At 65.3% G+C, this 15,338-nt stretch carries 14 protein-coding genes; 9 read left to right on the top strand and 5 right to left on the bottom strand.

What is annotated here, in order from left to right; translation table 11 throughout:
* Positions 1–19: 19 nt before the first annotated feature.
* Positions 20–577 (top strand): hypothetical protein, encoded by a 558-nt coding sequence (locus tag SPR02S_RS22585; RefSeq protein WP_019059272.1) that lies wholly within the window; start codon positions 20–22, stop codon positions 575–577.
* Positions 578–992: 415 nt separating this feature from the next.
* Here the strand turns inward: SPR02S_RS22585 and SPR02S_RS22580 are convergent, their stop codons facing one another.
* The 5 genes from SPR02S_RS22580 to SPR02S_RS56125 form a co-directional block, all read right to left on the bottom strand.
* Positions 993–2,408: an NAD(P)/FAD-dependent oxidoreductase gene (locus SPR02S_RS22580; protein ID WP_019059271.1), complete on the bottom strand. Its 1,416-nt coding sequence runs from the start codon at positions 2,406–2,408 to the stop codon at positions 993–995.
* A 65-nt stretch (positions 2,409–2,473) separates the two neighbouring features.
* Complete coding sequence (locus SPR02S_RS22575; protein WP_019059270.1) at positions 2,474–3,109, bottom strand: 4'-phosphopantetheinyl transferase family protein; 636 nt, start codon at positions 3,107–3,109, stop codon at positions 2,474–2,476.
* 16 nt (positions 3,110–3,125) lie between these two features.
* Positions 3,126–4,391, bottom strand: coding sequence for a cation:proton antiporter (locus SPR02S_RS56130; protein WP_019059269.1), 1,266 nt, complete (start codon positions 4,389–4,391; stop codon positions 3,126–3,128).
* A gap of 134 nt (positions 4,392–4,525) precedes the next feature.
* A complete protein-coding gene (gene lipP1, locus SPR02S_RS22565; RefSeq protein WP_019059268.1) occupies positions 4,526–5,470 on the bottom strand; it encodes a LipP1 family hormone-sensitive lipase in 945 nt (314 codons plus the stop codon).
* A gap of 37 nt (positions 5,471–5,507) precedes the next feature.
* The gene (locus SPR02S_RS56125; protein WP_043258418.1) at positions 5,508–6,785 is read right to left on the bottom strand and encodes a tryptophan 7-halogenase; all 1,278 of its coding nucleotides are present in this window, start codon (positions 6,783–6,785) and stop codon (positions 5,508–5,510) included.
* Between the two features lie 772 nt (positions 6,786–7,557).
* Between SPR02S_RS56125 and SPR02S_RS22555 the strand changes: the two genes are divergently transcribed.
* From SPR02S_RS22555 to SPR02S_RS22520, 8 genes are all read left to right on the top strand, one after another.
* Positions 7,558–8,772 carry a cytochrome P450 gene (locus SPR02S_RS22555; protein ID WP_019059266.1) on the top strand — a complete coding sequence of 405 codons (1,215 nt, stop codon included), beginning with the start codon at positions 7,558–7,560 and terminating at the stop codon, positions 8,770–8,772.
* A gap of 11 nt (positions 8,773–8,783) precedes the next feature.
* Positions 8,784–9,644: an ACP S-malonyltransferase gene (gene fabD / locus SPR02S_RS22550; protein ID WP_026150783.1), complete on the top strand. Its 861-nt coding sequence runs from the start codon at positions 8,784–8,786 to the stop codon at positions 9,642–9,644.
* Positions 9,645–9,709: 65 nt separating this feature from the next.
* The gene (locus tag SPR02S_RS22545) at positions 9,710–10,969 is read left to right on the top strand and encodes a hydroxymethylglutaryl-CoA synthase family protein (protein WP_026150782.1); all 1,260 of its coding nucleotides are present in this window, start codon (positions 9,710–9,712) and stop codon (positions 10,967–10,969) included.
* A 70-nt stretch (positions 10,970–11,039) separates the two neighbouring features.
* Positions 11,040–11,297, top strand: a complete 258-nt coding sequence (locus SPR02S_RS22540) for an acyl carrier protein (protein ID WP_019059263.1) — start codon at positions 11,040–11,042, stop codon at positions 11,295–11,297.
* Positions 11,287–12,507 carry a beta-ketoacyl synthase N-terminal-like domain-containing protein gene (locus SPR02S_RS22535; protein WP_019059262.1) on the top strand — a complete coding sequence of 407 codons (1,221 nt, stop codon included), beginning with the start codon at positions 11,287–11,289 and terminating at the stop codon, positions 12,505–12,507. The genes SPR02S_RS22540 and SPR02S_RS22535 overlap by 11 nt, the downstream gene beginning before the upstream one ends.
* Positions 12,508–12,523: 16 nt before the next feature.
* The gene (locus SPR02S_RS22530) at positions 12,524–13,786 is read left to right on the top strand and encodes a hydroxymethylglutaryl-CoA synthase family protein (protein WP_078622965.1); all 1,263 of its coding nucleotides are present in this window, start codon (positions 12,524–12,526) and stop codon (positions 13,784–13,786) included.
* Positions 13,783–14,547 (top strand): enoyl-CoA hydratase/isomerase, encoded by a 765-nt coding sequence (locus tag SPR02S_RS22525; protein ID WP_026150780.1) that lies wholly within the window; start codon positions 13,783–13,785, stop codon positions 14,545–14,547. Before SPR02S_RS22530 ends, SPR02S_RS22525 begins: the two co-directional genes overlap by 4 nt.
* A gap of 25 nt (positions 14,548–14,572) precedes the next feature.
* Positions 14,573–15,322: a polyketide synthase gene (locus SPR02S_RS22520; RefSeq protein ID WP_019059259.1), complete on the top strand. Its 750-nt coding sequence runs from the start codon at positions 14,573–14,575 to the stop codon at positions 15,320–15,322.
* Positions 15,323–15,338: the final 16 nt, after the last annotated feature.

Below are 15,338 nucleotides of genomic sequence, written 5' to 3'. Positions count from 1 at the left end.
ACATCATCGAGGAGCCCGAATGACCACTTCCCCGCCGATGGCCCGCCGTTCCGTTGTCTTGGCGCTTCAGGAGATCACGGAGGATCTGGCCGCCGAGCACGGGCTAGCGGCGGAGAACGACGAGGAGGCGCTGCAGATCGTCGAGGCATTGCTCGCGCAGGCCGGCACGCCGACGTCCGCCGCTTGGCTGCTGGACGACGAGGCCCAGGCCCTGGACGCCGGGCGGCGGCTCCTGGACGTGCTGGCCCAGGACCCGAGGACCCGTCCGCTGACCGAGCCACTGCTTCTCGAGCCGCCCGTGGACGATCAACTGGCAGTCGTCGAGGTGTCGGCCGGGATGGTGGTGCTCGTCGCGCTGGTGGCCTTCCTGCAGGCGAAAGTCAGCGTGAAGATGGAGCGCAAGACCTCCAAGGGCAAGGTCAGCTTCGAGCTGACCAAGGAAGCCACGAAGGGGGTGACGCTGATGCAGCTCGCCGAGCTGTACCAGCGCGTCCTGGGGCAGGGCGCGACTCCCCCCGCCGACCCGGGCACGCTCGCTCCCGGCCAGGGGCCCGCCGATACGCCGCCCGCCGCGTAGTGGCCGTTGTGAGAAAACGCGTCGCGGGTGAGTCCCAGCGATTCAGCCAAGCATGCTGCTCCGGAGCATCAGGAGCTCGACGCCGAGCCGCTCCAGGTCTGTTGGAGGCTGCCCAAGTGTTCCGCCTTCGCGTGAAAGGTTGCTATCGCTCCTGCGAGCAAGTGTGACTTCGGACCAGGCCACCATCCGCGCATCGTCCGGAAATACGTGTCGGGCAGGGTGGTCTCGACTGCAGACAGCAGCAGAGAGAAGCGGGTGAGCGGGCTCCTTCCGGTGGCCTCGCTGCCGTCCGCCGTCGATCCCACACATGCGTCTCGATCCTCGCTCTACCGAAACGTCCGTCAGTGCTTAAGGCACGCCCGTCTCGTGGCAGACCCTGCTTCTCCACACGCCACGAGCCGCCTGCCGCTTACTGTCACGGTGATGATTCCGAGTCTGCTTCACTCGTCTCGGATACCCGTTGCAGGCCGAGTCGGGGCGATGTGACCAACTGAAGACCGTCGATCGGGTCCTCCTCCTGCCCCATCTTGTGCTGGGCGCCGAACAGCGGGCGATTCGGGTTGAGTTCCGGTTGCTGGACCCGCCTGGCTTCCTCCTCCAACTTCGCGGTGCCGATCCTCGTCGACGCGTCGGTGGCCTCCCGGATGTCCGACAGGCCACCGATGACCTCGCCGAACGCCTCTTCCTTCCCCGTCCGGTCCTTGCCGACGAGCCGATCGGCGGTCCAGAAGAAGTCGTTCTTTCCGCGATATCCCTGGTACATGTTGCTCACCAGCGTCAGCATTCTGGTGTACGCGCGCTTGTACGAGACCTCGAAGAAGCGCAGTCCCTCGGCCTCTGTGACCTCGCCGCGTCGAGCGGATGCCAGGGCCGCGGCGCCCACCATTCCGCCGTACATGGCGAAGTGGATACCGCTGGACAACAGAGGATCGAGGAAGCACGCCGCGTCCCCGACCATCATGTAGCCCGGTCCGGAGAACTCGTCCGCGACATAGGAGTAGTCCGTCTCGACCCTGACCGGCCCGTTGTACGTGGCACCCGAGAGCAGTTCCTTGACCGGCTCGTTCGCGTCGAGGTACGCGTGATAGAGCGATTCGACATCCGAGTGCTGTTGCCTGTCCTCCGCGAACATGTCCTTGTGGGTGACCAGCCCCACGCTGTTGCGCCCACCGCCCAACGGAATCACCCAGTACCAGCCCTTGGGCGATGAGATGACGTTGATGCCGCCCTCGGGACAGGTCGGCAACGCACGGGCGTTGTCCCAGTAGCCCCAGATCGCCACGTTGCGGAAGATCTCATGCGGCTTTCGGTTGCGCAGGTGCTTGCTGCTCAGCAGGCCCGACCGACCGGACGCGTCGACGAGGAAGTCGAATCCCTCGATGGTGAAGTCCGTTCCGTCCTCGGCCTTGCAGTCGACTGCTGTCGGTCGACCCGTGTCCCCGAACGTCACCGACTTCGCGGTGATGCCGTGTTCGACCTTGACGCCCTTCTCGCGGGCGTTGTCGAGCAGCAGCGCGTCGAACCGGCCTCGGTCGACCTGCCATGTGTGCACGTCCACGCCGAATATCTCGCTCCAGTTGATGACCCAGGTGTCGTCTCCCCAAAGGAAAACGCCGCCGCGCTTGCGCTGGAAGTCCAACTCGTCGAGCCGGTCGGCCACACCGATCATGTCCAGCACGCGTCGGCTGGCCGGTGTCAGAGACTCCCCGATGTGGTAGCGCGGAAAATGTTGGCTCTCGATCAACCGGACGGAAAAGCCTTCTTGCGCCAGGAAGGTCGCGGTGACCGATCCAGCGGGGCCTCCGCCCACTACCAGGACGTTGTCCGACATGGCTACTCCCTCTTCTCACTCGCTCAGCCTTGTTGGTGCTTGACATCTGATGCGGGATCGCGTTTTTACGGGGTCTCTGGGCGGGGCGTCGCGATGGCTGTCACGATCAGTTCGTCGCGCGCCAGCCACCGTCCGTGAAAGCCGCTGACCGGGCCGGCCACGAGCAGTTCGGCGTCGAACGTCCCATCGGGTTCCAGGGTTATGGCCGCCTGTTCGAAGCCGAGCCAGCGGCGCGTCAGCGGAAACCATGCCTTGTAGACGGATTCCTTGGCGCTGAACAGCAGGCGATCCAGATGCGTACCGTCCGCGTGTGCTCGCCGTCGGCGTTCCTGCGGCAGACTGATGTGTTCCAACAGGCCGTCAGGAAGTGGTTCGTTCGGCTCGGCGTCGATACCGATCGTGGTGAACCATGTCGACCGTCCGATCGCGGCAGCGCGGTATCCCGCACAGTGCGTGATACTGCCGACGACTCCGTCGGGCCATATCGGTTCCCGCCGGGCACCGCTGAGTATGGGCGCGGCAGCGATGCCGAGCCGGGCCAGCGCCTGGCGGGCGCACACTCTCGCTGTGGTGAACTCGGCCCGCCGCCTGGGCGCGGCCGAGGAGATCAGGGCGAGTTCCGTGGGAAAGAGTGCTGCCTCCGGGGCGTCGAGGCGCGATACGGCCGAGGCCACTTCCGCTGGGAGGATTTCCTCGATCACGCCGTCACTTTCGTGGTCACGTGTGCAGGCCCTTCTCCTCTGCGTGCTGTGGTGCGGGCACGGGGGCCGAACGGGGGGTGCCGGTCACGGTGGCAGGAGTCGCGGCGCCCAGCCGGCGGTTGTACAGCGTCAGCAGCGGTCCGGTCGCCGCGGTGGTGAGCAGCGCCATGATGACCATCGCCGAATAGAGTTCCTGGTCGATGAGGCCGAGTTTCAGGCCGGTGGTGAGCACGATGAGCTCGGTCAGGCCCCGGGTGTTCATCAGCACGGCCAGCACCGTGGAAGTCTCCGGAGGCAGTTTGCTCATGCGGGCGGCGCCATAGGTCCCCGCGACCTTGCCGACCACCGCGACCAGCACGATGATCGCGAGCAGCCCCAGCGCCGAGGACGTGAGTCCCAGGTTCACCTGCAGTCCCGCAACCACGAAGTACGTTGGCAGGAGAAGCCTGCTGATCCCGAACACCTTCTCCGCCAGACGCTCGGTGGCCGGGATGCGCGGGGTGATCAGTCCGAACAGGAACGTGCCGAAGATGAAGTGCAGTCCGAGCAGTTCGGTGACCGCACCGCATGCCAGGGCACCGCCGGACAGATACGCGACGGCGGTCGGCGAGTCGACCGGGAGCAGTACGCGGAGCAGTGGCTGTACGACGCAGACCAGGAACAACGCAAACGGCACCACCAGTGCCACCAGCCATGGCGCGCCGCTGGTACGCCCCACCAGGGCGATCACCCCGGCGAGCCCGGACCAGGCCAGAATGTCACCGGCCGCGGCGACAGCCATGGCGAGCATGCCGACTTCGGTGTCTGCCATCCGGCGGTCCGTAAGGATCCGCGAGAGCACCGGGAAGGCCGTGACCGACATGGCGATACCGAGGAACAGCACGAAGGCCGTGGAGTCCGGCGGATGCCGGTAGTGCGTCGCCACCAGCACGACGCCCAGCAATGAGCCGAGCACGAACGGCAGCAGCATCGAGCCGATCGCGATACCGGCTGGTCTTCTTCCGCCGCCGCGCAGCGCGCTGCGGTGGAATTCCAGACCGAGCCCGAACATGAACAGCGCTACGCCGACGTTGCCGATTCCGGTGAGGACCGGCCGTATCCCGTCCGGAACCACGGTGTGGGACCACGAACCGAGCACAGTCGGGCCGAGCAGGATGCCGCCGAGGATTTCGCCGATCACAGCCGGCTGCCCCATCCGGGTGGCCAGCGCGCCGAGCAGGGCACATCCGGAGAGGACGAGCGCGAGGTCGAGTAACAGGAAGGCGATCTGATGGCTGGTCATGGCGGGATCAACCGACTCGTCCGGTGGCGGGGGTGCCACGATGCCCGCGCATCACTGTCGTACGCGCGTCAATGCCTGTGTGTCTCTTCATGAATGCCTTTCGACGTGTCTGACCCGGAAGCAGCGCCTGCGGGTCACGCTGGTGAACCGACCCGCAGGACGTCGCGTACTTCGGCCGCGATCTCTCGGTGCAGCTGCCTGCTGGCGTCGAGGACCCCCCACATCAGGTAGAACGCGTGGGTGACGCCGGAATAGTCGTTGTGCTTGGTGGGCGTGCCCGCAGCGGCCAGCCTTTCCGCGTAGAGCCGGCCGTCGTCCCGCAGCGGGTCGTATTGCGCGGTGACGACAAGGGCCCGCGGCAGCCCTGACAGATCCTGCGCGCGCAGCGGCGAGACCCAGGGATTCGCGCCCTCTGACGGGTCGTTGAGGTAGTGGCCGTAGAACCACCGCATGGAGTGCCGCTGCAGCAGGTAGCCCTCGGCGTTGTCGAGGTAGGACCGCTTGTCCGTGTTGTGGTCGGTCGGTGGGTGGATCAGGATTTGGCACGCCAGCGCCGGCCCACCGACGTCCCGGGCACGGAGGGCGGTCACAGCCGCGAGATTCCCGCCGCTGGAGTCGCCGAACACCCCGATCCTGGCGGGATCGATGTTCAGTTCGGCGGCGTTCTCGGTCACCCACGCGGTGCTGGCCCAAGCGTCGTCGACTGCCGCGGGGAACCGGTGTTCCGGGGCCTTGCGGTAGTCGACGGACACGACCACACAGCCGGTGTCGTTGGCCAGGGCTCGCGTAGTCGGATCGCAGACGTCGATGTCCAGAGTCACCCATCCACCGCCGTGAAAGTAGACGAGGCAGGGAAAGGGACCGTCGCCCGCCGGATAGTAGAGGCGCACCGGGACGTCTGCCGTCGGTCCGGGCACCACGCGATCCTCGACCCAGGCGACCTGTTCGGGATCGCCCTGCAGCAGCAGAAAGTCCTTGGAGGCGAGCCGGGCCTCGGCAACCGTCAGGTTCTCGACGGGTTGGGTGCCCGCCTCGGCGAGTGCGCCGAGCAGAGCCCTGACCTGTGGATCGACGGGCATCCCGGCTTCCTCCGGTTCCTGGCCGAACGGCGGGGTGTCACGGGCTCGGGTTCTCGAAGATCTCCCGCATCCCGGTCAGACCGGACAGGATGGTCGCGAAGTCCTCACGTCGGGTGCGGACCTTCTCCGGATCGATGGTTGCCTGCGCCTTGTCCCAGTAGTCCTCCTTGCCGAAGGACCGGTTGTAGAAGAAGCGCACGAAGTCGAAGAGGGAGTCCAGGAACTGGCGATAGCTCTTCTCGTACGCGTTGAGCACATGCGACTCCGACTGCGGGTCCCGCAGGACGGTGTCCACCGCGTCGGCCAGGCCGTGGGCGCCGCGCATGGCGAGCGTCACGCCGGTCGACAACAACGGGTCCACGAACGCGGCGGCGTCGCCGACCAGGGCCCAACCGGGCCCGTGGAAGCGGCTGGAGGTGTAGGACCAGTCGCGGATGGTGCGGAAGCCGCTGGCGCGGAAGGCGGTGCTTGTGAGCTTGCTCACTTCCACCGTCTCGGCAAGCTCGGACGTGTACAGGTCTTCGAGGCTCTTCCCGGACTTCTTGTACTTCTCGATGGGCGTGACGTACCCCACGCTGACAGTGCCGTCGGACAACGGGATGAACCAGAACCATCCGTCGGGCCGGTTCTCGGTCAGGATGTCGCCGGCATGGTCGCCCTTGTACAGGGTGCAGCCCTGGAGGTAGCTCCATACGGCGATGTTGCGAAGGTCCTCCTGCCACTCGACGAGGTCGAAGTGACGGGCCAGCAGGTGTGCCTGTCCGGAGGCGTCCACCATCATCCGGCTCCGGACGGTACGTTTCGTCGCATCGCCCTTGAGGCTGTAGGTGAGGCCGACGGCCCGGTCTCCGTCGAGCACCGGCTCCTGGACGGTGGCTTCCTCCAGGACATGGACACCGAGTTCTCTCGCACGTCCGAGCAGGAGGGCGTCGAAGTCGGCGCGTCGTACCTGGTAGGAGTGCTCGTATTCCGAAGCCTCACGGAACCGAAAGCCCCAGGTGCCCTTTCCCGGAGCGCCTTCTTCCGGTTCGGCGGTCCCGGTATCGGTCGACGGCGGGGTGTTCTTGCCCCACAAGAGGGTCCCGCCGTTCTTCCTGGTGAATCCCAACCGGTCCAGGCGTTCGCGAAGGCCGAGAGCGTCAACGGTGGGAAGCGCTCCGGTTATCAGGGATTCACCGATGTGGTATCGCGGAAACTTTTCACGTTCCACTATGAGAACGCTGTGTCCGCGTTGTGCCAGCAATCCCGCCGTGGCCGATCCTCCTGGCCCGCCTCCGATTACTACGACGTCGTAGTCGCTGTGCGGATCGATCACTTGACTCCCCCTCGGTGTCAATCACGGTTCGCCGGAGTGATGCTCTCCGGACCTGCGGCGGGGCGCAAGGGCCCGTCTTAACCCTCGAGATGGTCTCGGTAAAGAGGTTTGATGCATCGTCAAATTTTCCGCGGCAGGCCTGTGAGCTGTGGCGATGAGGGCGTGTTGGCGCGTGACGGGAAGATGAAGACAAAGCAATTGTAAAGTGTTTGCAATGAGAGTTTGAAGCAATGATTCCAGGCGCAATGCGTCGTGATTCCGGACCCCGGTGGGGTGGGAATTCGGTCAGAGTGCAGATCCGATTCGGCCATGATCCACGGCTCGTCGGCGGCTGCCACGTGGAGCTCTCTCCGGCATTGGTGGGGAGGCAAGGTTTGCGGTGGCCTTGGATTGGTAGACATCATCCTGACATGGTCGTGGGCGCGCGTCCGCGAAATAGTTGCATTTATCTTATTCTATCTACGCGCGTATATTGCCAACTCTTTAATGGCATCGATCGAGATCGGCCAAAGGCTCTTGCGTTCGAATCGAGCTATTGGCAATATCGCCGGGGACCTACTGTCGCCGGGCAGCTGTGCAACGTTCCGTCGTCTGCGGCCTGCGTGCGTCACATTTCCGAGTTCAGTCGACCTGACGCCGATTCCTGTTCTGTGATGCTGCCGCAGGCAGCCCGCGTGAAGCGGGATTCCGTTTGCCGCTCGTTCAGCATCAATCCGCAGCCCACGCTGCGCTCTCGCCGCGCAGGTCTTTACTCACAGGAGTGATCCAGACCATGGAAGCCGAGACACCTTCTCCACGCCCGGATGGCGACGAACTGTTCAATCCGCGGTCGGAGAGTTTCATCCGGGATCCCTACAGCCGATACGACCGGCTCAGGTCCCTGGACCCGGTGCATTTCGACGCCCGGCTGAACGGATGGCTGGTCAGCCGCTACGCGGACGTCGATGCCCTGCTGCGGGACAGCGCGATGGGGCGGGCCGGACAGCGGCGGTTCTTCGGCCACTTCGACGAGGGGGGCTCGATCGATCTGGCCTCCCGGTCCTGGCTGTTGAACATGGACCCGCCGGACCACACGCGCATTCGCCGGCAGTTCGGCAAGGCCTTCACCCGCCAGCGCGTGGAGTCCCTGCGACCGTATGTCGAGCAGAAGGTCGACGTGCTCCTCGACCGCATCGCGGCGGACGGCGGATGCGAGTTCGTGTCCTCTGTCGCGCAGCCGCTGCCGGTGGCCCTGATCTGCATGATGCTCGGTGTTCCCGAAGAGCGGCACGAGATCTGCCGAGACCACTCCTCCGCACTGCTGCCCCTGCTCGACCCGGTGATCAGCGAGGCTCAGCAGCAGCGTGCCGAAGAAGCGTGTGCGTGGTTCCTCGAGTACTTCGGCGAGCTGGCCGAACAGCGCCGCCGAGACCCGAAGGACGATCTCCTGTCGGCCTTGCTGCCGGCCGAGGGCGAGGGCGAGCTGGCGCGGCACGAACTGATCAACAACATCATCTTCCTGTTCTCGGCAGGCCACGAGACCACGTCGAGCCTGCTCGGCAACGGCTTGTACGCCCTGCTCACCCACCCGGACCAGTACGCGGCGCTCGCCGAGGACCCGGGGCTGGCCCCCGAAGCGGTGTCCGAGATGTTGCGCTGGGACGCACCGGTGCAGTACTTCGGCCGCAGAGCGACGGCCGACACCAAGGTCGGTGACAGGCAACTGAGGCCGGGCGACATCGTGATGGGCCTGGTCGGAGCCGCGAACCGGGACCCGGAGCGATTCAAGGATCCGCACCGCTTCGACATCGGCCGACCGGACTGCCAGCCCGTGTCCTTCGGCGCCGGCATCCACTACTGCATCGGCGCGGCGCTCTCGAAGATGGAGAGCGAGGCCCTCTTCGCACGGCTGCCGCAGCGCTTCCCCGGGATGCGGCTGGTGGCGGAACCCGAACGGCGCGGCCTGATGGCGGTCCGCTCCTTCAAGGCTCTGGACATCGCCGTCTGAGGGGACATGCCATGCCGGTGTACATGTTTCCCGGACAGGGATCACATCGCAAAGGAATGGGGCGTGGGCTGTTCGACGAGTTTCCGGACGTCACCGCCCGTGCCAGTGAAACTCTCGGCTACTCGGTCGAGAAACTCTGCCGTGAGAACCCGAACCAGTTGCTGAACGAGACGCAGTACACCCAGCCCGCCGTCTATGTGGTGAACGCACTGCACTACATGCGGAGCACGCGGGAGACCGGCATGGTCCCGGGCTACGCCGCCGGGCACAGCCTGGGTGAGTACAACGCCCTCCACGCGGCCGGTGTCTTCGACTTCGAAACAGGGCTCAAGCTCGTGAAGAAGCGCGGCGAGGCCATGGGGCGTATCGAAGGCGGCGCCATGGCCGCGATCACCGGCATGAACAGGACCCAGGTCCTGCGGGTGCTTGAGGGCAGCGGTCTGACGGATGTCGAGGTCGCCAACGACAACGCCCCCACCCAGGTGGTGGTGTCCGGGCCGAAGCCGGCGATCGTCGCGGCACAGCCGATCTTCGAAGACTGGGCGGAAGGCGTCGGGTACACGCTGCTGAAGACCAGCGGGGCCTTTCACAGCAAGTACATGGCAGAGGCGCAGCGGCAGTTCGCCGCCTATCTCCAGGGGAACGACTTCCGGTTCGCCGAACCGTCCTTCCCGGTGATCGCCAATGTCGATGCCAAGCCGTACGACAGGTCTCGGATCGAAACGAACCTCATCGAGCAGATCACTCAGCCAGTGCGCTGGACGGACACCATCCTTCATCTGACCGAACTCGGTCAGGAGGAGTTCACCGAGATCGGCACCGGAAGGATCCTGACGGCGCTACTGGAGCGCATCCGATCCGCGTCCGGCTGACCGGCGGCAGCTTGTTCAGCCGGCCCGGGCCGCCACCCAAGGCAATGTCAACTGAGGGGGAGCGTGTGCTTTCTGTCGGAATCGAAGCGATGAACGTCTTCGGCGGCAGCGCATTTCTGGACGTCATGCAGCTGATCAGCCATCGCCGACTGGACAGCGCCCGCTTTGAGAACCTGCTGATGAGGCAGAAGGCGGTGGCTCTGCCCTGCGAGGATCCGGTGACGTTCGGCGTCAACGCGGCCAAGCCGATTGTGGACGCGCTGCCCGAGGCGGAGAAGGACCGCATCGAACTCCTGATCACCTGCACGGAGTCGGGCATCGACTTCGGGAAGTCCCTCAGCACGTATGTCCACCACTACCTCGGGCTGAGCCGGAACTGTCGGCTGCTGGAGATCAAGAACGCCTGCTACTCCGGCACCGCCGGGTTCCAGATGGCGGTCAACTTCGTCCTGTCACAGGCTTCTCCCGGGGCCAAAGCCCTCGTCGTGACGACCGACATTTCCCGGTTCACCGTCGTGGAGGGCGGCGACGCGCTGACGGAGGACTGGTCGTTCGCCGAGCCGAGTTCGGGTGCCGGAGCGACGGCCATGCTGATCAGCGACACACCGCACATCTTCCAGGTGGACGTTGGCGCCAATGGCTACTACGGCCACGAAGTCATGGACACCTGCCGGCCCACCGCGGAGAGCGAGGCCGGGGACGCCGACCTGTCCCTGATGTCCTACCTGGACTGCTGCGAGCAGACGTTCCTGGAGTACCAGCGCCGGGTGGCCGACGTCGACTACCGGGACTCGTTCCAGTACCTGGCGTTCCACACCCCCTTCGGCGGCATGGTCAAGGGCGCTCATCGGACGATGATGCGGAAGACGACCAAGTCCCGCCGGGAAGACATCGAAGCGGACTTCGAACGCAGGGTGTCACCGGGGCTCCGGTACTGCCAGCGCACCGGGAACATCATGGGCGGCACCGTGTTCCTGTCGCTCGCCGGCACGATCGACAACGCCCGCTTCGACACGGCCCAGCGCATCGGCGTGTTCTCGTACGGTTCCGGTTGCTGTTCCGAGTTCTACAGCGGCGTCGCCACGCCAGATGGGCAGCGGCGGCTGCGCGCGATGGAGATCTCCCGGCACCTCGACGATCGGCACTCCCTGTCCATCGAGGAGTACGAGCGACTGCTGACCGGGAAGGGGGCCGTCGCCTTCGGCACCCGGAACTGGAAGCTCGACGAGTCGCATGTCCCGGGGCAGGTCCAGGCCTCCGGGCCGAAGGGGCGCCTGATCCTGGAACGGATCCACGAGTTTCACCGCGAATACCGCTGGAACTAGGGCGCGGCACCGAACTGCCCCGACAGGGAGAAGCCCCGTACCGCATACGCCTGGGTCAAGGAGTGAGGGAATGACAGCACAGCGACACGCAGAGATCTTCGCCCTGGTGCAGAACAACATCTACGAGGTGCTTCCGGATGTCGAGGGGCGGGAGATCAAGCCCGGCGATCGGCTCACGGACCTCGGAGCCAACTCCGTGGATCGCGCGGAGATCGTGATGCTGGCGATGGAGGCCCTGTCCCTGCACATCCAGCGGGTCGAACTCTCCGGAGTCAAGAATGTGGGGGAACTGGTCGATGCCCTCTATGCCAAGTCGCATGGACAGTGACCTGTTCGTGACCGGCTGCGGTGTGCTCAGCGCCGTGGGGCAGGGGAAGGACGCCTTCCTGGCCGCACTGCTCGCCGGTGACCAGGCCTTCGGTGTCATGGAACGGCCCGGACGGAACAACGGGACCGCTTTCCTGGGGGCCGAGCTCTCCGCCCTGGACATGCCGGAGCGGTTCCCCGGGAAACTGCTGCGGACTGTCGGGCTCTCGGGCCGGGCGGCGCTCCTGACGCTCCACGAGGCATGGGAGGAAGCCCGGCTGCTGGACGCGGACCCGCTGCGTATCGGGCTTGTCGTCGGCGGGTCGAACATCCAGCAGCGCGAGCTGGCGCTCAAGCACGAGACCTATCAGGGGCGCTTGGACTACCTCCCACCGACCTACGGACTGTCCTTCATGGACAGTGACCTGTGCGGTCTGTGCAGTGAGCAGTTCGGCATCCGAGGTCTGGCCCACACTGTCGGCGGCGCCTCCGCCAGCGGTCAGGTCGCCGTCATCGAGGCGGCGCGCCTGGTGCGGTCGGGGGAGGCCGACATCTGTATCGCCGTCGGCGCGCTGACGGACCTGTCCTATTGGGAGCTCCAGGGGTTGCGGTCGCTGGGCGCGATGGGTTCCGACCGCTTCGCCGGCGAACCCGCGCTCGCCTGCCGCCCCTTCGACGAGCGGCGGGACGGATTCATCTTCGGCGAAGCGTGCGGCGCGGTCGTCGTCGAGCGGAGGGCCACCGCCGCCGAGCGCGGGGTGGAACCGTATGCGAAGCTCGCCGGCTGGGCGATGGCGCTGGACGGCAACCGCAACCCCGATCCGTCAGCCGCGGGTGAGACACGGGCCATCGAACAGGCCCTGACACGCGCCCGGTTGACGGCGCCGCAGATCGACTACGTCAATCCGCACGGCACCGGCTCAGGTGTCGGCGATCCGGTCGAGCTGGCCGCCATCCGTGGCTGTGGGCTCGACCGGGCGGCCATCAACGCCACCAAGTCGATCACCGGACACGGGCTGGCTGCGGCCGGCACCGTCGAAGTCGTCGCCACGCTCCTGCAGATGAAGGCATCCCGGCTGCACCCGACGCGAAACCTGGAGCAGCCCCTCGACCCGGAAATGAACTGGGTGAGGGACAAGGCCGTCACGCAGGAGATCGGCCACGCGCTGACGCTGAGCGTCGGATTCGGCGGCGTGAACACGGCGTTGTGCCTCAGCGCGACGGAATCCTGACAAGGAGGGGGGACAGGTGAGACCCGTTGGCATCGAGGCGATGAACGTCTTCGGCGGCAGCGCCTATGTGGACGTCCGGGAACTGATGGAGCATCGGCAACTGGACACCTCACGGTTCGAACAGCTGCTGATGAGCCGGAAGACCGTGGCGCTGCCGAGTGAGGACCCGGTGACGTTCGGCGTCAACGCGGCCAGACCGATTCTCGACGCGTTGTCCGATGCGGAAAGGAACCGTATCGAACTGCTGATCAGCTGCACCGAATCGGGCATCGACTTCGGGAAGTCGGTCGGCAGTTATCTCCACGAGTGGCTCGGGCTGAACCGCAACTGCAGGATCTTCGAGGTGAAGAACGCCTGCTACGCGGGGACTGCCGGGCTGCAAATGGCGGTCAACTTCGTTCTGTCGCAGGTGTCCCCCGGTGCGAAGGCACTGGTGGTCGCCACGGACGTCTCCCGCTACACGGTCGATGACGGAGGGGACTCGCTGACGATGGACTGGGCGTTCGTGGAGCCCAGCTCGGGGGCCGGTGCCGCCGCGATGCTCGTGAGCGAGATGCCCGAGGTGTTCCAGCTCGACGTCGGGGCCAACGGTTACTACGGATACGAGGTCATGGACACCTGTCGGCCCACGCCGGACGGTGAGGCCGGTGACTCGGACCTGGGCCTGCTGTCCTACCTGGACTGCTGCGAGCAGACCTTTCAGGAGTACCGGCGCAGGATCCCGGACGCCGATTACCACACCTCCTTCGACTACCTGGCGTTCCACACGCCGTTCGGCGGCATGGTCAGGGGCGCGCATCGCACCATGATGCGGAAGCTGAAGAAAGCGAAGGCCGCGGACATCGAGTCGGACTTCGAGCGGCGTGTCCGGCCCGGGATTCGCTACGCCCAGCACACCGGGAACATCATGGGCGGCAGTGTCTTCTCGTCACTGGCCGGCATCATCGATCACGGCAGCTTCGACACGCCCAAGCGCATCGGCTGTTTCTCGTACGGGTCGGGTTGCTGCGCCGAGTTCTACAGCGGTGTGGTGAGCCGTACCGGCAGCGATCGGCTGCGCGGGCTCGGGATCGAGGAGCAGCTGGGCGCACGCCGCCGGCTCACCATGGATCAGTACGAAGCCGCGCTCCAGGCCAACGACGGCGTGAGGTTCGGCACACGCAACGTGAAGATCGAAGGGGCTGACGAGGCGGCGCGTTCCGGTTCCGGCGAGAGTTCCGAGCGACTGGTTCTTGAGGAGATCCGGGAATTCCACCGTGAGTACCGGTGGGTGGCATGAACTACGAAACCATACAGGTGACCTGGCGCGACTCCATATGTCATCTTCAGCTGCACCGGCCGACGGACCGGAACACGATCAACGACCGCCTGATCGCCGAATGCACAGATGTTCTGACGCAATGTGAGGAAGTCGCCACCGTCCTCGTTCTGGAGGGGCTTCCTGATTACTTCTGTTTCGGCGCCGACTTTAATGACGTGAACACTCGGGATGTCGACGAGGAGACTTTCGGGCAGCATCCCGACTCCTTGTACGAATTGTTTCTGAAGCTGGCCACCGGATCTTACGTATCTGTCGCGCACGTACGAGGAAAGGCGAACGCCGGCGGCATCGGACTCGTTGCGGCCAGCGATATCGTTGTCGCCGGAAGCGAGGCCCAATTCAGCCTCTCCGAGTTGCTGTTCGGCTTGTATCCGGCCTGTGTCCTGCCCTTTCTCCTTCGACGCTGCGGATTCCAGAACGCGCACTATATGACACTGATCACCAGGCCGTTCACCGCCGAAGAGGCGGTCCGGCTCCACCTCGCAGACCTGGCCGGACCGGACAGCGAGGCCCTGCTGCGCAAACAGCTCGCGCGGCTGAAGTGTCTGCCGAAGACGGGCATCGCCCGGTACAAGCGCTATATGAACCAGCTGAACGAATCACTGACCACGGCCAAGCCGCTCGCGGTGGCGGGGAATATCGAGGTCTTCACCGACGAGGGCAATCTGACGCGCATTCGGCGCTACGTCGAGGAGGGAATACTGCCGTGGCAGCAGTGAAGCGCCGGACCGGAGGTGTGCAGGCGTGACGACAACCGCCGTGGACCTCTGCGAGGTCGAACCGGGCGTCCTCCAGGTAACCATGCAGGATCGCCGCAGCAAGAACTCGTTCTCCGCCGAGCTGGTGGACGGGCTGATCAACGCCTTCTCGGAGATCCAGGCGCATCGGACCGGCAAAGTGGTCGTCCTGACAGGCTTCGGAAACTACTTCTCCTCCGGTGGCACACAAGACGGCCTGCTTGCGATCCACGAAGGCAGGAGCCGATTCACGGACCTGAATCTGTACAGTCTTGCGCTGGAGTGCGAAGTCCCGGTCATCGCCGCCATGCAGGGTCACGGAATCGGCGGCGGATTCGTGCTGGGGCTGTACGCGGATTTCGTCATACTCGGCCGCGAGAGTCTGTACACCGCGAACTTCATGCGCTACGGCTTCACGCCCGGAATGGGGGCCACGATGATCCTCCCCAGGAAACTCGGACTCGGCCTCGGCCAAGAAATGCTGTTGAACGGCGGGAACTACCGGGGAGCCGAACTCGCTGTCAGGGGGGTTCCGTTCCGTGTCCTTCCCCGTGGCGAAGTCCTGCCGCAGGCACTTCAGTTGGCCAGGGAGCTGGCGCAGAAGCCGGCCGTGTCGTTGAAGGCGCTCAAAGCCCATCTGGTGCGGCCCCTTCGGGAGGCGCTGCCACAAGCCATCGAGCAGGAACTCGCGATGCATGAAATGACTTTTCATCGCGCCGAAGTGAAGCAGCGAGTATCCGATTTGTTCGGAGCTTGAGAATGGGGGTGATGTG

It is taken from the genome of Streptomyces prunicolor NBRC 13075 (assembly GCF_000367365.1).
Taxonomy (GTDB): domain Bacteria; phylum Actinomycetota; class Actinomycetes; order Streptomycetales; family Streptomycetaceae; genus Streptomyces; species Streptomyces prunicolor.
The sequence above is the reverse complement of the archived record's forward strand: the minus strand, read 5'-3'. Positions and strand labels throughout refer to the sequence as shown.

Excerpts from the sequence above, each read along its gene's own strand:
- SPR02S_RS22585 (WP_019059272.1), top strand. The coding sequence starts at position 20 with ATGACCACTTCCCCGCCGATGGCCCGCCGTTCCGTTGTCTTGGCGCTT.
- SPR02S_RS22580 (WP_019059271.1), bottom strand. The coding sequence starts at position 2,408 with ATGTCGGACAACGTCCTGGTAGTGGGCGGAGGCCCCGCTGGATCGGTC.
- SPR02S_RS56130 (WP_019059269.1), bottom strand. The coding sequence starts at position 4,391 with ATGACCAGCCATCAGATCGCCTTCCTGTTACTCGACCTCGCGCTCGTC.
- lipP1 (WP_019059268.1), bottom strand. The coding sequence starts at position 5,470 with ATGCCCGTCGATCCACAGGTCAGGGCTCTGCTCGGCGCACTCGCCGAG.
- SPR02S_RS22555 (WP_019059266.1), top strand. The coding sequence starts at position 7,558 with ATGGAAGCCGAGACACCTTCTCCACGCCCGGATGGCGACGAACTGTTC.
- fabD (WP_026150783.1), top strand. The coding sequence starts at position 8,784 with ATGCCGGTGTACATGTTTCCCGGACAGGGATCACATCGCAAAGGAATG.
- SPR02S_RS22540 (WP_019059263.1), top strand. The coding sequence starts at position 11,040 with ATGACAGCACAGCGACACGCAGAGATCTTCGCCCTGGTGCAGAACAAC.
- SPR02S_RS22535 (WP_019059262.1), top strand. The coding sequence starts at position 11,287 with ATGGACAGTGACCTGTTCGTGACCGGCTGCGGTGTGCTCAGCGCCGTG.
- SPR02S_RS22525 (WP_026150780.1), top strand. The coding sequence starts at position 13,783 with ATGAACTACGAAACCATACAGGTGACCTGGCGCGACTCCATATGTCAT.